This is a genomic window from Staphylococcus sp. 11-B-312 (assembly GCF_016743055.1).
GTDB lineage: Bacteria > Bacillota > Bacilli > Staphylococcales > Staphylococcaceae > Staphylococcus > Staphylococcus ureilyticus.
The window spans coordinates 2,112,827-2,132,687 of the sequence record NZ_CP068241.1 but is presented as its reverse complement, the minus strand read 5'-3'; the positions used below and the strand labels follow the sequence as shown (position 1 = coordinate 2,132,687).

Below are 19,861 nucleotides of genomic sequence, written 5' to 3'. Positions count from 1 at the left end.
TAGTTATGCGTTTTAGTTTTTTTATGCAGATGTATGCGTGATGATTTTTAAAACGTCGTAAAGAGATGCTGCTTTTCATAAATGATGTGAATCGAAAAAGAGATAAAGGTCCTTTAACATTTTTGGCAACAACTTTGTTACTTTTAAGTCAGTCTGCAATAGCAGTTAAGGTGAATTAAGTGATAAAACTACTACCAAAGTCGTTTTTCATGTAAAATATAATGTGATAGCATAGTGGTCATAAACTGACTAAGTTAAAACGATTGCGTATATGGATAAAAATTCCAATATTATAAATGGAATATTAAAAATAATCTTTGGATGGTGTAAAGCAATGCAACGAGAAGAAAAAGAAGTGACTAAAAGTGAATTATTAGTTGTGACTGGTTTGTCTGGCGCAGGTAAGTCGGTTGTAATTCAAAGTTTAGAAGATATCGGTTATTTTTGTGTAGATAATTTACCTCCAATACTATTGCCGAAGTTTGTAGAATTAATGGGTCAAGGAAATCCTTCGTTGCAAAAGGTTGCCATTGCCATTGATTTAAGAGGGAAAGAACTTTTCAAATCATTGATTAAAGAAATCGATCAAATCAAAAGCAACTCAGACATTATTGTTGATATGATGTTCCTAGAAGCATCCAACGAAAAGTTGATTTCGCGTTATAAAGAGACGCGACGTGCACATCCATTAAACGAACAAGGCCAGCGCTCATTAATTGAAGCAATTGAAGAAGAACGCAGCTTACTCGCTGAAATTCAAAGTTTAGCAAATTATACGATTGATACATCATTTATGAAACCTAAAGAGCTTCGTAAGCGCATTGGAGATTACTTTAATCAAAGTAATTATCAAACATTTAATATCAATGTAACAAGTTTTGGGTTTAAGCATGGTATTCAAATGGATGCAGATTTAGTGTTTGATGTGAGATTTTTGCCAAATCCGCATTATGTAGATGAACTCAGACCATTAACTGGTGAAGACGAAGCAGTATATAATTACGTTATGAAATGGAAAGCAACAAATATTTTTTATGAGAAATTAATGGATTTATTAAAATTTATGATTCCAGGTTATAAAAAAGAAGGTAAATCACAACTTGTGATAGCGATTGGTTGTACTGGAGGCCAGCATCGTTCTGTAGCTTTAGCAAAACGTATTGGTGCAGAGCTTAATGAAAATTTTGACTATAATGTATATGTGCATCATAGAGATGCTCAAATTGAAAGTGGCGTGAAACGAAAAAATGAAAAGAATTAAACTTGTACTTATTGGCGGTGGTACAGGTTTATCTGTTTTAGCACGTGGTTTAAAAGACTTCCCGATAGATATTACGACGATTGTCACAGTTGCTGATGATGGAGGTAGTACGGGGAAAATCAGAAATGAAATGGATATTCCTGCACCAGGTGACATACGAAATGTAATTTCAGCACTCAGTGATTCTGAATCAACAATTGAAAGATTGTTTCAATATCGTTTTAAAGAAAATCAAGTTGAAGGTCATTCTTTAGGCAACTTATTGATAGCTGCATTAACGAATATAAATGATGATTTTGGCCATGCAGTAAAAGAATTAAGTAAAATTTTAAATATAAGAGGCCGTGTGATACCATCTACAAATTCTAGTGTACGCTTAAATGCAGTGATGGAAGATGGCGAAATTGTTTATGGTGAATCAAAAATTCCTAAAAAAAATAAAAAAATCGAACGTGTATTTTTAGAACCAGAAAATGTAGAACCTATGGAAGAAGCGGTTGAAGCGATAGAGGATGCAGACTTAATCGTTTTAGGACCAGGTTCGTTATATACAAGTGTAATCTCAAATTTATGCGTTAAAGGTATTGCGGATTCGTTATTAAATTGTGATGCGCCTAAGCTATATGTATCAAATGTTATGACACAACCTGGTGAGACCAATCATTACACTGCCTTAGATCATGTCGAAGCAATACATAATCACATGGGTCGTCAATGTATAAACTATGCTATATGTAGTACCCAAACTTTTAACACTGATGTCTTACAACGTTATAAAGAAGATGGGGCAGTTCCAGTTAAATGCAATATGAGTGATATGGAAGCACAAAACATCAAAGTTTTTACGCACGAAAACTTGGTGGAAGTATCACAAGAAAATTATGTTCGACACAATACAGAGGTCTTGTCTAAAATGATTTACGAGATCGCTATGAGAGAGACAGAAACGATTGAATTTAAACGAGATAAATAAAATCGTAAAAAAACTAAGTATTAAACTTAGATAAGAAGGGGCTGAAGATGTATGAGCTTTGCATCAGAAATGAAAAATGAACTGACTAGAATAGAAGTAGATGAAACAAATGCAAAAGCAGAGCTCAGTGCGCTTATACGGATGAATGGTGCACTCAGTCTTTCCAATCAACAATTTGTGATTAATGTTCAAACTGAAAATGCTACGACAGCAAGACGGATATATTCCTTAATAAAAAAAGTGTTTAATGTTGAAGTAGAGCTACTTGTAAGAAAAAAAATGAAATTAAAAAAGAACAATATTTATATTTGTAGAATTAAAGCACGTGCTAAAGAAATTTTAGATGAATTAGGTATATTGAAAAATGGTGTCTTTACGCATGAAATAGATGAAGCGATGATTCGTGAAGATGAAATGAAAAGAAGTTATCTACGAGGTGCTTTTCTTGCGGGTGGATCAGTGAATAATCCAGAAACATCTTCTTATCATTTAGAAATATTTTCATTGTATGAAGACCATTCCGAAGGTATTACGAATTTAATGAATGAATATGAACTCAATGCTAAACATCTAGAACGAAAAAAAGGAAGCATTGCTTATTTAAAAGAAGCTGAAAAAATTTCTGATTTCTTGAGTTTAATCGGTGGCTATCAGGCATTACTTAAATTTGAAGATGTGCGTATTGTTAGAGATATGAGAAATTCCGTAAATCGATTGGTCAATTGTGAAACGGCGAATTTAAATAAAACCGTTAGTGCAGCGATGAAGCAGGTCGAAAGCATTCAACTAATCGACCAAGAAATTGGTTTAGATAATCTTCCTGATCGATTACGGGAAATAGCGAAGTTACGCATAGAGCATCAAGAAATTTCTCTGAAAGAATTAGGCGAAATGATGTCTACGGGTACAATTTCTAAATCCGGTGTCAATCATCGTTTAAGAAAATTAAACCAAATGGCTGATAAAATTCGGAGTGGTGAAACAATTGAACTTTAATCATTTGTCTGTAAAAGAAAATGGTGCTTATTACCAATGTTAAAACTAATTTTAAAAATATATTAAAATGTTATTGAAAAAAACTGCGTTTTGATATTATAATATGCTAATTAGATTTATATATGACGCCTCATATGAGGTGTCTTTTTTAATATGATTCAAACGGAGTTGTATTTTCTGAAGCATCAACTTACTTTGTTGATACCAAATAGATTATGACGATTAAGCGTATGCTATTGCAGTCTAAGGTTAGGTACAGCTAAGTATCATATTTAGTACAGGTTATGGCAGATAGTCTGTGACATGATTAAAATTTAAATGAAATAGAATGGGAGTGAATCAATGACAGCATTAATAAAAAATCATTATAAAAGTATCATCTTATGTTTAATTGGAACGTTTATCAACGCTATAGGTGTAAATTGCTTTTTACTTGGATCGAATTTGGGTGATGGCGGTACGGTAGGTATTGCGCTAGCCTTAAAATACACTTTGGGATTTTCTCCAGCTTGGTCTTCTTTGATTATTAATACCATAGTCGTTTTTATCGGCTGGAAGTATTTAAGTAAAACAATCGCTGTTTATACCGTTATTTCAAACACGGCACTCTCATTCTTTTTACGAGTAACTGAAAATATTAATTTTGGGATAGATGATTTTGTTATAAATTCTGTATTTGGTGGTGCAATTATAGGAATAGGTGCTGGACTTGTAATTTCTACAGGGAGTACCCTTGGAGGCACATCTGTAATTGCTAAAATTATAAGTAAATACTCAGAAATGAAGACATCACAAGGTATTTTTATTCTAGATGGCATTGTCGTCTTATCATTCTTGATGGTGTTACCATTAAAGAATGTCTTGTTTACGATTATTATGCTATTCATTACTGAAAGAGCGACTTCATTTATAATTGAAGGCTTTAATCCTAAAAAAGGCGTTACAATCATATCTAATAAGAATGAAATCATCAGTGACAAAATTAATTCCTTTACTGGTCGGGGCTCAACTTTATTAAATGGAAAAGGTGGTTATGCAAAAACGGAAACAACGATGTTATATGTTGTTGTGCCGCAATCTCAGGTGACAAGAGTGAAAAAATTAGTCAATGAAGTAGATGAAAATGCCTTTTTAGTTATTCATGATGTGCGAGATGTCTTAGGCAGCACGTTTATCAATGTAAAGTAATAGTGTTATGCTTAAGTTATTAAATATTGATAAATAAATACAAAATCATTTTCACAAAATCTTAAACGCTTAAATGTTGAAATTTAAGCGTTTTGAATAACAGCGAGTTTCAAATCTACTGGTTTGGTATTTTTCATGGTGTGAAAATAAAAAAAGACTTTCATCAACGGATAGTAAATGTCAATGAAAGCCCGAAAACTTCAATGTTCAGTTTGATGGTTTTAAGGAAGATTATCCAAAATATCCCCTCGAAGGGCATATTATAAAGTAATTAAACGCTGTTATATAAGCTTTTGTTTTTCGTTGTGGGGACTATTTGGGGACTGGAAAATAAATTATAGTAAAAAACCACCTAATATTTATAATTAAGTGGCTTAAATAGTTTCTAGTAATTTCATTGCTTTTTCATCTTCACGCTCATAAGTTTCTTGAAGTAAGTGGGAGTAAATGGATTGTGTTGTGGCTGGGTTGGAATGTCCTAAATGTTTTGATATATATAGTATTGAAAAGCCATGATGTATGAGTATAGAACAGAAGCTGTGTCTTAGCGAGTGAATAGTTATCTCTTTTATATTTAGATTATCACATGCTTTTCTCAGTACTTTGTTTACAGCAGCATTTGTTATTGTTTTACCATCAACAGTAAAGATGTAACCACTGATATTAGTAGGTCGTGAATCAATAAATGATTGAATACGTTTCATAGTTACTGCGTCAATACTTATTATTCTGTCTGATGTTTCGGTCTTAGTACCTCTTAAATGAATTTTATTATTTTTAATATCCAGATCTTCACGTTTCAATTTAGCAATTTCTGAAAATCTACCACCTGTTGCAAGTGCTACTAATAGCACAAGTGATGAGGTGGTATTTTTTTGTTCAAAATAATGTTTAAGTTTTTTGAATTCTGATTCATTAATAAACTTCATTTCTTCTGTTTTGGCTGGGATAGATGCGTGTAATTCTGCTTTGTATGTAGGGTTTTTAATAACATAACCTTCATGTATAGCATCATCGAATGCATTACGTATATAACTATTTAACTTTCTAATCGTTTCATAACTATGCGTTAAACCGTACTCATTGAGAAACTTTTGGTATTCAGTACGTTTAATATCTTTTAATAACTTGTGTCTAAAATGGTCTTTAATATGCTTGTATGCAGATTCATAATGTCTTTTAGTTGATTCTGATAGGTGTGGTAGTTTATTAACTTCATACCATTGATAAAAATAATCTGCAAATGTTATATCATTACTTACAGCATAACCATTTCTCATTTTATATTCTAAATCTTCTGCAATTCGTTTAGCTTCTTGTTTAGTACGATAACCACCTTTTTGAACTTTTTTACGGTTACCTTCATCGTCTACATATGAGATAGAATATCTCCATGTTTTACCTCGCTTTTCAATGTATGCCACTTAATCACCTCGATTTTGTTCTGACAAGTATTGTTTCAATTCATTTATTGTAGTCATTCTTACTAGACGTTGTAATTTTAAAGCATCTTGTTGTTCTACTGCTTTCTCTATTTCTTCGTGAAATTCCTTAGCATTAAATATTTCTCTGCTTCCTTCTATTAAGGCTAACCTTTCCATGAGCACATTGCTATCATTTATATTATTTTTTAGTAAATCGAATATTAGTTGGTATTCGTCATCTTGTTTTTTGATTTTTCTAATTTCATGATTCTTTTCTAATTCGTATAAGTTATATTCTCTTTCTTTTTCAAAATGTATCTTTAATGAATCTAACTCATTTAGCATTCTATGTTTTTCATCGTCAGTTATTATAAAAACATTTCCAAGAAATTCTGAACCAACTGTATTTTTGATTGGATCTTCACCATAATATATAGAATATTTATTTTGAGTTAATAACCATCTTATATCTAAATATGGCTCATCCAACTCTATTATTTCTTTTGCTTTTTGTCCTTTTTGCCCCTTAACTACTCTCATGTAATTATTGAAAGTTTTCATTCCATTAATTACTTCATTTGTTATTTCTTTATAATCACTGATTTTATCAAGTTGTTTTTGAGTGTACTCATTTAATTCATTTTCTGCATTTGAACAATCTAAACTTGCTGACTTCAACATTTTTAAATAGGTATCATCTTTATTTGTTGGATCTAAAGTAAAAGCAATTGCTAATAATTTTTCTTTATCAGGATGCTTTACCTTTCCATCCTCTAATCTATATATATATGAATGTGAAACATTACTCGCTTCAGAAAGTTCTCTTAGAGAATAGTTTTTACTTTTTCTTAAATTTTTTAACATTTCGTTTAATGCCATATTATCACCTCTCATGCATTTTACCATTTTTGAAACATTAAAACAATTTGAAACAAAATTAAGCAAAACCCTTGTGCTTTATCAAGAATGTTGGTAAGATATAAATATATTAAAACAGTAAAACAGTATGAAACGTTTTACAATTTGGAAGAGGTGATTTTTTGGAATATTCAATTCGTAAAAAAGATTTATTGATTCTTCTTGTAAAGAATAATATGAATCAATCTGATTTATGTAGAAAAGTACCGATTGAAAGAAGTTATTTTTCAAGAATTATTAATGGTAAAACACTACCTTCTGAAATAATGGCAATTAAAATTGCAAATACATTGAATGTTGATGTATCTGAAATATTTGAAATGAAAGAAAAAGTGTGAGGAGGAAGTTCGATGGTTAAACAATTTTTTGACGGTAAAGAAATTCGTTTTATTGAAAAAGACGGGGAGTATTGGGCCATAGCAGGTGATGTTGCAAAAGCATTAGGGTATTCACACACACCACATATGACTAGATTATTAGATGTGTCAGAAAAGGCCGTCCATAATGTGGACACCCTTAAAGGTAAGCAAAAAGCTGTAATTGTTTCAGAAGTAGGCATTTACGAATCTATATGGAATAGTAGACGTGATGAAGCACAAGAATTTAAGAAATGGGTTAAGCAAGTGATTAAAGAGTTAAGACAATCAATCGGATTAAAGCAACATGAAGTATTTCATTTAATGGATAAGCAGCATCAACGAAAAGCTATGGACGTTTTGCAAAAAGGTTTATCTAATCCCAATAAGATTAGTTATATGAAATGTCAAACTGTAGTTAATAAATGTGTTTCAACATTGTTTGGTTATGATAAAGCCTTAAAAAAAGATCAAATGAGTGAAGATATGTTAATTATTCGTCAACAAATTTTAGATGACACAGTCGACTTAATGACTTCTATTAACAAATTTGGTTTAGATATTTCAGTCAGTAAAACTATCTACAATAAATATTTGAATACACAAGCAACTGCTTAATAAGGAGTGAAAATGATGCAAGAACAACTACAAGAGAATGACGGTATTGTGATTATCAATGAACCTAAACTTGTGTGGTCATTTAAAGATTTACAGTCACACATGCAATTATCAAGGAATTCAGTTATGAAAAAACTTTTGCTTAATCCGAGATTTAAAAAGGACATTGAAAAGTATGTACATGAACCTAAATCACAAGCAGATCATTACAAGTTTTTAGCAGAACCAATGAAAGAGTATATTAAGAAAAATTTTAACGAAATATATAATTCCTAGGAGGATAGAATGAAAACATTTATTGCATTAATTATCGCAAGTGCTACAGTGTCATCAATTATTGGAATTGTCACACAAGACATCTTCCATGCATTAAGTCTATATACACCACTATCACTTATATCAATTGTGGTTAAAGATAGTTTGGAAGATAGAAAATTAAGACGTAAATATAAGTTAGGAGAGAAGTAAAATGATCAAAGATGAATATATCGAACAAACAGAAAAGATACATCACATATTAGGTCAAAGTGATTACTCAAACGAATTAATGCAATGGTTAGTTGATTACTGTAATTCAAAACCACTGGATAAAGAAATTAGCGAAGATTTAGGAGAATTGCTATTTAATTTAAACAACAAGTTGACCATCGATTTAACAGATTTAAAAATGCAAATGAAAAATATTAGAAAAGGGAGTAATTAATTATGAATTATTCAGAAAAAGTACAAGAAAGCGTAGAGTTTGCAGATTTGAGAAATAAGATTCAGTCAGTATTGGACTATCTCGGTATGGAATCATCAGAATTAGAGGATGAAAGAGCATATGCAGTAAAGAATAATCAGCCTATATATCACCAAGCTATCAATAATAATATTAAGCAAAACTACATTGTCACAGCTACTTTATTAGCAATCAGAAATGATATTGAATCTATGCATGAAGATATTCAAGCTAATATTAAGCAAGAAAAAAAGGCATTATCACAAGCCGGCAAGCAGAATGATAACGCCTAAACACAGATATTTAACTAAAAATATCTAACTAAATACTATCATATATGAAAGGTTGATTGTATGGACGAAACAACACTTTATAAACAACATTTTGAATTTCATTCAAATTTAGATTATATCAATACAACAAGTTTATCCAGAATCAAGGAGATTAGTAAGCGAATTAATTTCGCTTCTATCTCTAGTGATAAACAAGTTTTTAATAATAAAGGTAATTTATATCATCGTGAAAAGAATGATATCGGTGATTACATTAGTAACCTTACACTAGATTATATCATAATTCCCAAAGAAATTGGAGTTATTTATGGAATTGTAAGTACTAAAATTACAGAAAATGATAATGGCGAAGAGGAAAAGAAAGCAAGCTTTAAAGCAGATGCATTCAACAATTACGCAAGATTTATTGCAGATCTCATATCAGAAAAAGTTATTTATTCAAATGAATTGGATGCTTTTTTAATAGTCAAAAGTAACACATATGAAGTAATAGACGAAACAAATTTTGCACTTAATTATCCAGTCGACAATAAGCACCAGATAAACGATTTTTTAGAAGTCATGCTTGAAATGTATCGTGAACACCTAAATGTAGAGCATGGTTACAATATCCTTCCATATACCATTGCAGGTAATGATTGGATTTACGATTGCAGAAAATTAGAGTTCAAGAAAAAATCACTTAATTTAGATGAATTATACGCTAAAAAATATGATGTTAATGCATCAGCGATTGATACAGACACACCTAAACGCTTCTATAATCTAGTTACCGAAAGTGATAAGAGTAAAAATAATTTAATGTTAGTACATGCTTATGCTATGTATCGCAAAATGAATCTCATACAAGCAGAAAAATGGTTTTTAATGAAAGACTTCGGACGTTCAGGTAAAGGGTTATTCATGACAACATTTGATGAATTGTTACAAGTTAATAAAGTAAACTTTGACAGCTTAATTTCAGGTGGATTTGAAGCATCTAACGAATGGATGAATTTTTACGGTGCAGATATTGCACATGCCAACGAAACAGGTGAAATCACAAAAAGTATGATGCGTATATTAAGAAAAATTGCGACTGGTGAAGTTATTTCGGGGCGTGGGATAGGCAGAAATGCATTCACATTTAAAAATAACGCAGTATTAATTCTTGATACAAATGAAAGTGTGGACACAGGGGAGATTACAGCGAATACGACACGTACAATTAAGATTTCACTTAAAGATAGACCACTTAACGAAACAGACGAAGAACGTTATCAAATATTTAAGCCTTATTGGGATTTTGTACAACCTAATGGTAAAAAATCAGTAGCAGCCGCAGTTTCATTCTTGATTACAAGCTTAGAGTATCTGAAAGTAATTGGCCGAGAATTTAATTTTAATGATGTAACACTTAAACATTATTTTAGCGAAGATGAATTGACGGAAACACAAGTTAATATGCTGAAGGTTCTAAGTACACAAGGATTTATTCTAGCAGGAGACGAAACACTTCAGCGATTAGTTGAACAAGATTATAAAAATTTGCGTTACAAACAAGCTAAAGAAGATATGAAAAAAATAGGTGTATCCATTAGTAATGATAAGAAAATTGAAGGTAAAAGCTACAAAGTTCATAAAATAGGAAACCAAGAGTTATTTGATATGGCACATTCACTTATTGAATGATTTTACAAAAGTCACTCTTATAAGGGTGACGGTTACTCTTATAGACACTCTTATATTGTTGATATGACAGTCAGTCACTCTTGTCACTCTAATTTCTATAGCGTTTTTTATAAATGTAAATATGCTTTACTATTATAGAGAAAATAAGCGTAACAAGGGTGACCGACACTCTTAATTAGGAGGTATTCAATGACAGGTTACCATGTAGCAAAATATTTATTAAAAAAGAATATTCAAGTTATACCTTTGAATCAGCATAAAAAACCTAGTGTTACTTTTGCAGATATAGATGTTATAGATGATTTCATTGAATATCATTCAAGTTTATATCATCAAACGCATGTATTAGGTGTACTTACACGTGGGGTGTGGTGTATCGATATTGATGTAGATCATAGTAAAGATAAAAACGGTTTTGAAAGTTTAAAGATGATTCCTTTTTATGAAGAAATTGTTGCTAATGCACAAAATACATTGGTACAAACAACGCCTAGTGGTGGAAAGCACATAATATTCAAGAAACGTGATGACGTTGAATATGGTCAAAAAATAGATTACTTACCATCAGTAGATATAAAGGCACATGATAACAACTATTTTGTGTTAGCGAATAGTCAAACACGTAAGGGAATTTATAAACACAATAACAAAGATGTAACGGAATATAATGGAGATTTTGAAAATCGTATATTTTCTAAACGTGGTAATTACACACAACAAGTATTAGAGCCATATTCCATGAAACAAGTGCTATCAGACCACAGTTTTGACCATTTAGGTGCTGGCAAAGGTGGATTAGGTAAACAAGCATATCAACGTATTGTAAATGGTGAAAGCGAATATAGGAATGATGATTTATATAAAGCAGCAAGCTATGCGAAGCAATGTAACATCGACATTGAACCATTGCGTATATTGATTGGGGATAATAAAAACGGTGATGTTTTTGATGAGAGAAGTTGGGAGGCGACTGTAAGAAGTGCAGGCTACTAATATTGAAATAAATTATGATAAGCAAGCTGAAAAGATAGGACTAATTGTTGGAATACCAGAAGAAATGTATTTCTGTTCAATAAGCAAAATATCGGCAGTTTATGTTGAATACATTGATGGAAAATGGGTGGCATGGCGTGAAAGTTATGTACCTAATACTAATAGACGTACCAGTTATAAATTGATTGCTCATGGTGGCTTTGAATTAGTAATGGCACGTACTAAAAATTATTTGGGATATATTAAAAAGAATAGAGGATGAAGAAAATGAGCTATAAGCAACCATTCAAATTAAATAATAAGAAACTCAACTTTAATGACATTAAGAATTTAGAAATTGCTAACAAACCCATTTGTCACATCTATAAAACACAGGGCAAGTATCAGTATTTAGAAATTGATTTCATAACATGTGATTGGTGCTTATCCAGTTTAGGACAAGCAACGCTGCAGTCAAGGTTAAACACTGAATCAATCTTCTTGTGGTTAAGAGGGTACAATTTGAAACTCAACTATAACAGTGTAGGGCATATGACAATATATTTACGTGGTGATCATTTAGCGATTAAGTATTTACTAGATGAAATTAATAAACTCACTGCAGATGCTACGTATTGGCAAAAATATAGAGATGGTAAGCGTATGTTAGAAATTGATAGAAATAGTCACTATATAATGCCTACGCACCATATTAAAGGTAATACACAGAAAATAAGTTAAGGGAGTGTTTCCATGAATCACAAACGGATAGCACATCAGATTCTAGCGCGTTTACCTACCCATGTGAACAATGTATCTGTTAGGTATCTTGATTCACTGGTAAGGCAATATGCTAGAAATAAGAAAGACTTTAGTGCAATAAAGCGAATAATAAATCAAAAACGAAAGAAGGAATTTAATTATGGCAAAAACAGTACAAGACAATACAATCAATATCTTTGATAACCAAATCTATGATAAAGGTGTTAAGGCAAAAGAGGTTAAGCAGAAGTACCATCAGCTAACAAATCGTATTAAACAGATTAATAGTAAAATTACACATCATCAAAATAATGATGAATTTGCAGAAGCAACAAAATTAAAAAGTCTACAATCAGATTTAGAACAAGAATTAATCGAAGTCGACGAACAACTTAACTCATCAGATTATAAAGTAACTGAAGAAGAATTTGACCAGTTCTATAAGGCATACAACAAAGAAATGACAGGATTTAAGGATGAACATCAAAAACTAGCGAAAGAGATGCAGGATAAACTGCAAGATGTTGTAAAAGTGTATCGTAAAATGATTGAGAATAAAAATGAGGCTGGTCGTCGTATATCTCGTGAACGTTATGTTAAGCAAGAGAAAAATAATCCTGGTAACATTCACAACCAGTATAAAGGCCAAATGTTAGCCCACGAAATTAATTTAGGTGATGGCAACAAGTACGACGAACAAACGACTCCTAGAGGCTATGCATGGCAACTGGAGAAAGCATTAGATGCCGTTTCTCGTGATGAGTTCCAAAAATATCATTATGGCAAGAAACAATGGTAAGGATGTGAGTATATGCTAACAACAATCAAACAATCAGATAATAACGTTAAATATAATAAGCAAAAGAATCGAATTACAGTACAAGCACTTACGACTGATAAACCTGTAGAAATGGGAACGACCAAAACAGTAGATCCTAACTATCAGACATTTAAACCATATGAGTTAGATAATAATGTATTTCAAGCATTAAAAGACAATGACAAGCTATGTGTGATGTTAGACAACAATAAGGATAGTAATATCCTAGCATCGATACATCGTGGCAATTTAACTGTCGTAGTCAATAAAGGACTGTATGGACTGTCTATAGAAGTGGATGACAAACCAATTATGCAAGAATTTATAAAGTTAGTGCAGCATAACAAAGTTAAGAATGTACAAATCTATACAGATGAAGTGACATCGATGAATAAGCTCATTGAAAAGATTGGTAAAATAAAAGCAATTTCTATTAATACTAGGTAATGTAAAGTGGCATTATTACGGCGTTCATGGTATAATATAGATATTAAAGATATACTAAATCTTTAATGTTGAGCGCTCAGTATTAAAGTCTAAATTAGCCATTGGGCATTTAACTCCTTGTTATTTTCATTAGTTCCTAGTTCTTCTGTACGTTGGTTTAGGCCATCACTATTAATTGGTGGTGGTCTTTTCTTAAAGTATATATGTGAAAGTAATCACAATGATATATATGTGGTACGCATTCAATGTGTAGCAGATACTTCAACATAGTATATAAAAGCACATGCAGTTATAAGACCCAGGTATTAAAGGTGCAGGCAAACAATGAGCATAGATGATAAAGCGCCATCTGTTATAAAGTGCCCAAGCATTAAGACACTGTGTATTAAAGCACACTGCTTATTAAGGTGGATAGTTTAGAGGACTGCACAATAAAGTAAGCAGTGATTAAGCTACCTACATTAAAGGTCAGACTATTGAACACAGAGTTTATAAGGTCATTGCATTAAGTGATCAAACTCATTGTGTAAAGAGTTTCATTTGTTTGTTGTGATTGTTCATTGATAATAAAAGAGAAGAAACAAAATGTAATTTAAAGTGATTCAATCAATTAACTTAAATCATTTGTTCTTATTTAATTAACATTAATTGTTTGTTGATGTTCTTCTGTTTAGTTTCATTGTTGATTGTGTTCTGAATATAAATAATTTCTATTGTTGATTCAATTCAATTGTGAAGTTAATTCATCAAATCAAAAAGTAAATGTTAAAGACAAAAGTAAATTGAGATTTGAATTACAAAAAAGTTTGTGAGAATAAATTTAAAAAGTAAATCGAAAACTAAATTAAGATTCTGATTTCAAGTAATAAAAATAAATATTATTATTGTTATTAGATGATAAGTAACAACAATATGAGAAGCACAAACGAGTTACTAATCGTTATGACTAAGCGTGAATGGTTTGCTTATATACAATGGTGTTTATAGCCGTTTAGAGAGTGATACAGCGCATGTATAGATGATTGTATATTAAGTGTTACAAACTGTTAAATAGTGTGTGAAAGCTGCTTAAATAGATGGATTAAGAGCGAAGTTTTTAGCGATAAATATAATTGAATAAAGTAAGTGTGAATTAAATACTATGAATAAATTTAATGGGATAGATAATTTAATCGGGCAGTGAAAATAATACTGGAGATTATAAAAAGAAAATAAAATTTGAAAAATAATTTCTAAATTTAAAGGGAGGCGTTGAATTTGCGCCCAGCCTTTTAGAAAACGAATTAAACGAGCCCGCCTTATCCGTAACCGAATCTTGAAATGAAAAGCTAAAATTGTGTAAAAATTCACAATATCAATAGATAAAATAGCCTAATTTAAGCCGTTTATGGCCTAATATCCGACTATTAAGCCTTTCAATGCATTATAAGACGTTTGTCAGAGCTTAATATGAATTATTGTTTCAATACATATAATACTAATAGGAGATGATATGGATGTCACAAAGAAAATTATTATCACAACAGAAAGCATACCGTACAAAAGATGTACAAGACCAAAGAAATGCGACCGAGAAAGCTATGAATGAGCTTACACCTTTATCAAAAGAGCCACCCGATTTTTTAGACGATGATGCTATTCAAGAATGGTATAGAGTGCTTCCACTTATTAATGAATTACCTATAAAAGATTTAGACAAAGGTCTGCTTGCTACTTATTGCCAAACATATAGTAACTACAAAAATGCCACACTCAAATTACAAGAAGAAGGTATGGTGGTTGTGACTGAACGTGGAAGTAAACTCTCACCTCATTACACAATACAAAGGGATAGCGTGAATACAATGAACGCCATTTGTCCCAAATTAGGCTTAACTGTTGAGGCACGTCTCAAGATTATGGAACCTAAGACAAAAAATGAGTATGATCCCGTAGGTGATTTTGTGACAGGTAAGAAGCCTAAATCAGTATATGAAGAGTTTGGCATAGGCAAAAATGACTAATTGTCCAACTGTTGGACAAACTTAAATATATAATAATGCCTTCCAAATTTTGGTAAGAAATGGATTTCTGCAACTGTTGCAGAAAACTTATAAGCGTTTATATAACTATATAAAGAAATGAGGTTATAACATGCATCTAAAACCCTGTAAGCAAGTATTAAGATATTATCCTGTAGAAAAGATAACCGAATACGAGCTATTAACTGCTTATAATCCTATGTTTATTAATCGTAAAATACAAGCAATAGAGGAACAAATCGAATGTATGTATAGCCTTAATACATCGCATATGACCTGTGATGATGTAATGGGCGTTATCACCACTTCGTATCCACTAGAAAAGTTGGTATGTTGGATCGTGGATAAAAAAGAAGAACTGGATAGATATAAAAAGCAATCCAATAAGCGACTGAACCTAGTTAAAAAGTTGATTAAACGCTACCCACCGCATGAACAAAAGGCCGTTATTCAATACATGCAATCAAACGGCTCATATAAGCCACACAAAGCCATAGAGAAACTTCAAAGAGATTTATACCAAATACATCATAAAGCGCGTTCAGAACGCAATGAGAAGCGCACACAAGCCAATAAAGTTATTTACAACGATTATATCGAATCTAAACGTAAAAGCCTACAAAATGAACGTGAGGTGCTTGCTATATGATTATTGAGTATCAAGATGTAAATTATAAAATGTTATCTAAGTACATGCTGAACTATCACAGATTGTGTGACTGGTATATTAACCGACCTCATAGCGTTAATGACCTTCAATATCGAAATATATGCGATATAGCTAAAGGGATTACTGCTGTATATAATGATTCTTCTTTATTAAAGGAACAAGTTATCAAGTTGACGTGGTGGGACAAGGAAAACTTATCAGATGACGTTATTTGCGACATCATCGGTATTAAACAAAGGGCATTGTTGCGTGCTAGAACGTCTATATTAGATCGATTGGCGAGTGAAATCGGCTATGTATGATAAAAAAACGATTAAACAGTTTATATTGAGTTGTCACAAGCATATTAACGATGATTATGAAGACAAACCCATTGAAACAGATGATTTCTTTGAGTTAGGTGCAGAAGTTGGCCATAAGCGTATAGATCAAATGAATACAGAAGATGCGATATTTTTAAACGAGCTAGAATTGGCCGCCGAAACAGTAGGAGCATTCAAAGAGTTTAATTTGTTTTTACTGATGGTAGAGGGGAAAACTTACAAAGCTATGGCTCGTATATTCGAAGTAGGCGAGCAGAGAGTTAAGCAGATGTTAGACAAGTTAATAGTTAAAATGATTAAATATTTGCAATATAACTAAAATTGTATATAATAGGTAACGGACTCACTTATCACTTTCTAACGAATACACACTAGACGACTTTTAAAGTCGTCTTTTTTATTTGGTTATTATACAACTAAATTTTTTCTTTTAATCACATTAGAGTGAGTATAAAATAGGCTTATTCTGATATTTAATGCTATAGTAAACTTACATACAGCTATATATATATTATTTTATAATTATTAATTTTTACATATAACAATTGCCCAAGTATGTTATGGGATGGTTATTTGCTTGATAGTTCAATGTCATGTTAAAATGTATTTATCAGTTTTTAGCATTATAACTCTTAATTTATAAGGCAGACGGTCTAGTCTGTCTTTTTTTATTTACATATACGAACTAGAGTTCTATTATATTTACGAGGTGATTATAAATGAAACCCAATTTAGACTGGAATAAAGAGTTTCAAGAGTTTCAAGATATTTTGAATTCAGGAATAAATCCCGAATGGTTATATAATGCTAAAGCAAATTTGATACTTAATCCAGCATATACTGGACAAGGGAAACAATTTTTCTTTACTAAAGATATTATTGAAGCCAGTAAAAGAATTCCTTTTTATTAAATTAAATATTGAAAGTAGGTATTTAAAATCAATAAACGACTTCAAAAAGAAAAACTATGGAGTAGATATAAATATGAAGTTTTGTGGCATGATCACAATACTTATAATGACATTAGATATTTGATGAATAACGATGCTGAAATCGAATTAGTTCAGCAAAAAATTCAATACGCATTAAGTAAGAAACCATCTAAAGGTTCAATAATTAATGCCTTTTGTCATATGTGGGGGTATTTCAAAAAGATAAGCACCGAACAAGAAAAACAGAAATTTATACAATTAAAAACAGATTTTGAAAATCAATTAATAAATGAAAGAAATTTAATTGATTTTATTAAGAGGTTAGCAGATTTATATGAAGTTTCTTATTTAAAACAGTCCTCTATTATAAGTGATCCAAATCTAAATAGGTGAGTATAATTTATAGGTAGTTATTATAACTTTGATCTACTTTTTAATATTTAAATTAATTTAATATCTTTATTGCTATTTATGTTATACATTTGATTATATTACAAATAAATAACCAAGGAGATTATATATGGATTACAAAAAGAAATCAACAAAATAGGTTGGAACTCAAAAGAAGTAGAAAATAGAAACGAAAGTTTAATAGATGATGGATTTATAAGTTCAAAAGAAAATGACAATGAAAATATAGAGAATCTTATTGAAAAAGAAAGTGATAACTCTACACTAAATGAATTTTTAAATAAATAAAAAACCTATAGGCTTATTTCATATAAATTTGTTAAGTGTGTTGACTGATTTGATTATATTATTACAAGAAAAAATCCAGACCAGAAAGACCTTATAATCTATAGTATGTTAATTATAATTATATGTTTAATGGCCATTTTTACAATTTGACACATTATTTTAAATTATGCAATTTAATAAGAAAAGACAAGCACAAAGCCTGTCTTTTCTTACTTGTGTGTTTTAATAATAATAATAAAGGAATGTGAATTGTATGTCTATTTAAAAATTATCATTTCCTCATAGTTTGGTCAAGCAAAATAAAAACATTCACCTGTTGGTGAGCGTTAGTAACTAAATTTATCATTACATGTTCGTTGATTGTCATTTTACTTAGGGATTCTATTAACAAAAATAATTTTCGAGTTAGACAAAATTGACGCATTAAATATCCCCTAATATATGTATTTTAATTAGTTGATGCAACGCAGACCAAATGTTAAAACTATACATTAAGGTTATTTGATAACTTTGAGCAAATTTTAAGCGTGATGTTATACATTTGGATTTGAATATATTAGAGAACTCTAAATTGAAGAGTCTGTAAAAAATTTACTCATATCTGAGTGATTTAGATTATCCAACTGGTAATAACTATAGCAATACTTGTAAAATAGAGAGGACGTAAAATGCTAACCCATAAGGAGTGAATGAATCATTAGGGCAGGCCAAAATCCAATTTGCCCCCCCAGATTTGTAGACTCGGTGATTTTTTTACCTGTTCTTTATTACACTATTACTTAAAATTGAGTAACAGCTCAAAAAAGTGCATGTACTAATGAAAACTCTAGTTTTAATATTGTTTATGTTTCTATATATATGAATATATGTTTAGCAATATAAAAATGGTAATAAATGTAATAATAAGTTTGTAAATCCCATACTTCTCTATCTTATAAAAGGTAGGGATGTATTTTGCGTTCTGAGAGAAGATTTGTGTTGTATTAAGAAGTTATAAGATGGATAATTATATATACAATACTTATATAGGATGAATTGTAAATGAATGAGATTTGTTTTTTATAATAGAATTAAATGACGGTACATTTTTCGTGAGTATGTAGAAAACGTTTGGAAAATTGATGAAAGTTTAGCTTTAAAACGGTTTGATAAAAGTAATAAAAAAGCGTTACAGAGTTAGGGCGTTACAGGAATTAAATCAAAACGAAATATCAGCTATAAAGGAAGATATGACAAAGAGCGAAGCACTTAAATTCGTAAGAGACACTGCTGTTAAAAGAAGAACTTTAAATAAAAATCAAAAGTTAAATGTTGTTCTTAATACCAAAGATTTAATAGAAGAATTGCAAGAGAAATCAAAAGAAAATAGATTAGCAAATTTGAAACAAAACAAACCGAAAAGCCCAGTTGAACCTATCGGTAAAAAAGTCAAGACACCAGTAAAAGAAAACGCTGAATTGGCTAAATTAGCAGGCGTTTCTGAAACAACATTAAAAAGAGCTAAGAAAGTAAAAAAATCAGTAACATTGGTCGTACAAAAATGTTTAACCAAAAGTATGTACTCAAAAATGATTGTGTAAAAAGTACGCACACAAAAAAGTTTATGTGCTATTACTCAAAAATGAGTATGAGGTTTGGTTTCTCAAAAAAAGAGCAACCAATGTACACAGTCAAAAATGACCACGTACTATTGCTCAAGAATGGACGATAGCAAACGAACAAAATTGTCTGATTGTACAACCGTAGTTATAACTACACATATAAGACAGTTACAGACAAAAAAGTCCATAACTAAA

25 protein-coding genes are annotated in these 19,861 nt (G+C 30.9%); 23 read left to right on the top strand and 2 right to left on the bottom strand.

The features are described 5' to 3' along the window. The first annotated feature begins 334 nt into the window (after positions 1 to 334). From rapZ to JG554_RS10315, 4 genes are all read left to right on the top strand, one after another. Entirely contained in the window at positions 335 to 1,261 is a 927-nt protein-coding gene (gene rapZ, locus JG554_RS10330) for an RNase adapter RapZ (RefSeq protein ID WP_046207439.1), read from the top strand. Further along, positions 1,248 to 2,234, top strand: a complete 987-nt coding sequence (locus tag JG554_RS10325; protein ID WP_105873836.1) for a gluconeogenesis factor YvcK family protein — start codon at positions 1,248 to 1,250, stop codon at positions 2,232 to 2,234. The genes rapZ and JG554_RS10325 overlap by 14 nt, the downstream gene beginning before the upstream one ends. Positions 2,235 to 2,285: 51 nt before the next feature. Continuing rightward, entirely contained in the window at positions 2,286 to 3,230 is a 945-nt protein-coding gene (whiA, locus tag JG554_RS10320) for a DNA-binding protein WhiA (RefSeq protein ID WP_046207441.1), read from the top strand. A 342-nt stretch (positions 3,231 to 3,572) separates the two neighbouring features. Further along, entirely contained in the window at positions 3,573 to 4,418 is an 846-nt protein-coding gene (locus JG554_RS10315) for a YitT family protein (RefSeq protein WP_107360128.1), read from the top strand. A gap of 374 nt (positions 4,419 to 4,792) precedes the next feature. Here JG554_RS10315 and JG554_RS10310 read toward each other — a convergent pair whose 3' ends face one another. Both JG554_RS10310 and JG554_RS10305 read right to left on the bottom strand, forming a co-directional pair. Next, a complete protein-coding gene (locus JG554_RS10310; RefSeq protein WP_203265298.1) occupies positions 4,793 to 5,842 on the bottom strand; it encodes a tyrosine-type recombinase/integrase in 1,050 nt (349 codons plus the stop codon). Beyond that, positions 5,843 to 6,721 carry a helix-turn-helix domain-containing protein gene (locus tag JG554_RS10305; RefSeq protein ID WP_203265297.1) on the bottom strand — a complete coding sequence of 293 codons (879 nt, stop codon included), beginning with the start codon at positions 6,719 to 6,721 and terminating at the stop codon, positions 5,843 to 5,845. It lies immediately after the preceding gene. A gap of 161 nt (positions 6,722 to 6,882) precedes the next feature. Here JG554_RS10305 and JG554_RS10300 point away from each other — a divergent pair, with 161 nt between their 5' ends. The 19 genes from JG554_RS10300 to JG554_RS10210 all read left to right on the top strand — a co-directional run bounded on the left by JG554_RS10300 (position 6,883) and on the right by JG554_RS10210 (position 19,645). Further along, positions 6,883 to 7,098 (top strand): helix-turn-helix transcriptional regulator, encoded by a 216-nt coding sequence (locus JG554_RS10300; RefSeq protein WP_064263798.1) that lies wholly within the window; start codon positions 6,883 to 6,885, stop codon positions 7,096 to 7,098. A 12-nt stretch (positions 7,099 to 7,110) separates the two neighbouring features. Then, positions 7,111 to 7,734 (top strand): BRO-N domain-containing protein, encoded by a 624-nt coding sequence (locus tag JG554_RS10295; RefSeq protein WP_203265296.1) that lies wholly within the window; start codon positions 7,111 to 7,113, stop codon positions 7,732 to 7,734. A gap of 15 nt (positions 7,735 to 7,749) precedes the next feature. After that, on the top strand, positions 7,750 to 8,010 hold the full coding sequence (locus JG554_RS10290) for a DUF771 domain-containing protein (RefSeq protein ID WP_071562155.1): 261 nt from the start codon (positions 7,750 to 7,752) through the stop codon (positions 8,008 to 8,010). A 9-nt stretch (positions 8,011 to 8,019) separates the two neighbouring features. Beyond that, complete coding sequence (locus tag JG554_RS10285) at positions 8,020 to 8,202, top strand: hypothetical protein (protein ID WP_203265295.1); 183 nt, start codon at positions 8,020 to 8,022, stop codon at positions 8,200 to 8,202. Between the two features lies 1 nt (position 8,203). Further along, positions 8,204 to 8,437: a hypothetical protein gene (locus tag JG554_RS10280; RefSeq protein WP_203265294.1), complete on the top strand. Its 234-nt coding sequence runs from the start codon at positions 8,204 to 8,206 to the stop codon at positions 8,435 to 8,437. 2 nt (positions 8,438 to 8,439) lie between these two features. After that, entirely contained in the window at positions 8,440 to 8,748 is a 309-nt protein-coding gene (locus JG554_RS10275; protein WP_203265293.1) for a hypothetical protein, read from the top strand. Between the two features lie 60 nt (positions 8,749 to 8,808). Next, complete coding sequence (locus JG554_RS10270; RefSeq protein ID WP_203265292.1) at positions 8,809 to 10,419, top strand: phage resistance protein; 1,611 nt, start codon at positions 8,809 to 8,811, stop codon at positions 10,417 to 10,419. Positions 10,420 to 10,608: 189 nt separating this feature from the next. Further along, positions 10,609 to 11,412 carry a bifunctional DNA primase/polymerase gene (locus JG554_RS10265; RefSeq protein WP_203265291.1) on the top strand — a complete coding sequence of 268 codons (804 nt, stop codon included), beginning with the start codon at positions 10,609 to 10,611 and terminating at the stop codon, positions 11,410 to 11,412. Beyond that, positions 11,399 to 11,674: a pathogenicity island protein gene (locus JG554_RS10260; protein WP_203265290.1), complete on the top strand. Its 276-nt coding sequence runs from the start codon at positions 11,399 to 11,401 to the stop codon at positions 11,672 to 11,674. The genes JG554_RS10265 and JG554_RS10260 overlap by 14 nt, the downstream gene beginning before the upstream one ends. Positions 11,675 to 11,679: 5 nt before the next feature. Then, positions 11,680 to 12,132, top strand: a complete 453-nt coding sequence (locus JG554_RS10255) for a hypothetical protein (protein WP_203265289.1) — start codon at positions 11,680 to 11,682, stop codon at positions 12,130 to 12,132. Between the two features lie 181 nt (positions 12,133 to 12,313). Further along, the gene (locus JG554_RS10250; RefSeq protein WP_203265288.1) at positions 12,314 to 12,952 is read left to right on the top strand and encodes an HAD family hydrolase; all 639 of its coding nucleotides are present in this window, start codon (positions 12,314 to 12,316) and stop codon (positions 12,950 to 12,952) included. Between the two features lie 12 nt (positions 12,953 to 12,964). Next, entirely contained in the window at positions 12,965 to 13,420 is a 456-nt protein-coding gene (locus JG554_RS10245) for a hypothetical protein (protein WP_203265287.1), read from the top strand. A 1,496-nt stretch (positions 13,421 to 14,916) separates the two neighbouring features. Beyond that, a complete protein-coding gene (locus JG554_RS10240) occupies positions 14,917 to 15,423 on the top strand; it encodes a phage terminase small subunit P27 family (RefSeq protein ID WP_071560459.1) in 507 nt (168 codons plus the stop codon). A gap of 130 nt (positions 15,424 to 15,553) precedes the next feature. After that, a complete protein-coding gene (locus JG554_RS10235; protein ID WP_064209743.1) occupies positions 15,554 to 16,090 on the top strand; it encodes a hypothetical protein in 537 nt (178 codons plus the stop codon). Next, a complete protein-coding gene (locus JG554_RS10230) occupies positions 16,087 to 16,413 on the top strand; it encodes a hypothetical protein (RefSeq protein ID WP_203265286.1) in 327 nt (108 codons plus the stop codon). Before JG554_RS10235 ends, JG554_RS10230 begins: the two co-directional genes overlap by 4 nt. Next, positions 16,406 to 16,753 carry a hypothetical protein gene (locus JG554_RS10225; RefSeq protein ID WP_203265285.1) on the top strand — a complete coding sequence of 116 codons (348 nt, stop codon included), beginning with the start codon at positions 16,406 to 16,408 and terminating at the stop codon, positions 16,751 to 16,753. The genes JG554_RS10230 and JG554_RS10225 overlap by 8 nt, the downstream gene beginning before the upstream one ends. 400 nt (positions 16,754 to 17,153) lie before the next feature. Next, positions 17,154 to 17,345, top strand: coding sequence for a hypothetical protein (locus JG554_RS10220; protein WP_107523577.1), 192 nt, complete (start codon positions 17,154 to 17,156; stop codon positions 17,343 to 17,345). 81 nt (positions 17,346 to 17,426) lie between these two features. Further along, the gene (locus JG554_RS10215) at positions 17,427 to 17,759 is read left to right on the top strand and encodes a DUF1722 domain-containing protein (protein WP_107523576.1); all 333 of its coding nucleotides are present in this window, start codon (positions 17,427 to 17,429) and stop codon (positions 17,757 to 17,759) included. A gap of 1,451 nt (positions 17,760 to 19,210) precedes the next feature. Further along, positions 19,211 to 19,645 carry a hypothetical protein gene (locus JG554_RS10210; protein WP_204174283.1) on the top strand — a complete coding sequence of 145 codons (435 nt, stop codon included), beginning with the start codon at positions 19,211 to 19,213 and terminating at the stop codon, positions 19,643 to 19,645. Positions 19,646 to 19,861: the final 216 nt, after the last annotated feature.

Excerpts from the sequence above, each read along its gene's own strand:
- JG554_RS10250 (WP_203265288.1), top strand. The coding sequence starts at position 12,314 with ATGGCAAAAACAGTACAAGACAATACAATCAATATCTTTGATAACCAA.
- JG554_RS10240 (WP_071560459.1), top strand. The coding sequence starts at position 14,917 with ATGTCACAAAGAAAATTATTATCACAACAGAAAGCATACCGTACAAAA.
- JG554_RS10285 (WP_203265295.1), top strand. The coding sequence starts at position 8,020 with ATGAAAACATTTATTGCATTAATTATCGCAAGTGCTACAGTGTCATCA.
- JG554_RS10295 (WP_203265296.1), top strand. The coding sequence starts at position 7,111 with ATGGTTAAACAATTTTTTGACGGTAAAGAAATTCGTTTTATTGAAAAA.
- whiA (WP_046207441.1), top strand. The coding sequence starts at position 2,286 with ATGAGCTTTGCATCAGAAATGAAAAATGAACTGACTAGAATAGAAGTA.
- JG554_RS10290 (WP_071562155.1), top strand. The coding sequence starts at position 7,750 with ATGCAAGAACAACTACAAGAGAATGACGGTATTGTGATTATCAATGAA.
- JG554_RS10255 (WP_203265289.1), top strand. The coding sequence starts at position 11,680 with ATGAGCTATAAGCAACCATTCAAATTAAATAATAAGAAACTCAACTTT.
- JG554_RS10220 (WP_107523577.1), top strand. The coding sequence starts at position 17,154 with ATGAAACCCAATTTAGACTGGAATAAAGAGTTTCAAGAGTTTCAAGAT.
- JG554_RS10230 (WP_203265286.1), top strand. The coding sequence starts at position 16,087 with ATGATTATTGAGTATCAAGATGTAAATTATAAAATGTTATCTAAGTAC.
- JG554_RS10275 (WP_203265293.1), top strand. The coding sequence starts at position 8,440 with ATGAATTATTCAGAAAAAGTACAAGAAAGCGTAGAGTTTGCAGATTTG.
- JG554_RS10245 (WP_203265287.1), top strand. The coding sequence starts at position 12,965 with ATGCTAACAACAATCAAACAATCAGATAATAACGTTAAATATAATAAG.
- JG554_RS10270 (WP_203265292.1), top strand. The coding sequence starts at position 8,809 with ATGGACGAAACAACACTTTATAAACAACATTTTGAATTTCATTCAAAT.
- JG554_RS10265 (WP_203265291.1), top strand. The coding sequence starts at position 10,609 with ATGACAGGTTACCATGTAGCAAAATATTTATTAAAAAAGAATATTCAA.
- JG554_RS10315 (WP_107360128.1), top strand. The coding sequence starts at position 3,573 with ATGACAGCATTAATAAAAAATCATTATAAAAGTATCATCTTATGTTTA.
- rapZ (WP_046207439.1), top strand. The coding sequence starts at position 335 with ATGCAACGAGAAGAAAAAGAAGTGACTAAAAGTGAATTATTAGTTGTG.
- JG554_RS10305 (WP_203265297.1), bottom strand. The coding sequence starts at position 6,721 with ATGGCATTAAACGAAATGTTAAAAAATTTAAGAAAAAGTAAAAACTAT.
- JG554_RS10225 (WP_203265285.1), top strand. The coding sequence starts at position 16,406 with ATGTATGATAAAAAAACGATTAAACAGTTTATATTGAGTTGTCACAAG.
- JG554_RS10235 (WP_064209743.1), top strand. The coding sequence starts at position 15,554 with ATGCATCTAAAACCCTGTAAGCAAGTATTAAGATATTATCCTGTAGAA.
- JG554_RS10325 (WP_105873836.1), top strand. The coding sequence starts at position 1,248 with ATGAAAAGAATTAAACTTGTACTTATTGGCGGTGGTACAGGTTTATCT.
- JG554_RS10280 (WP_203265294.1), top strand. The coding sequence starts at position 8,204 with ATGATCAAAGATGAATATATCGAACAAACAGAAAAGATACATCACATA.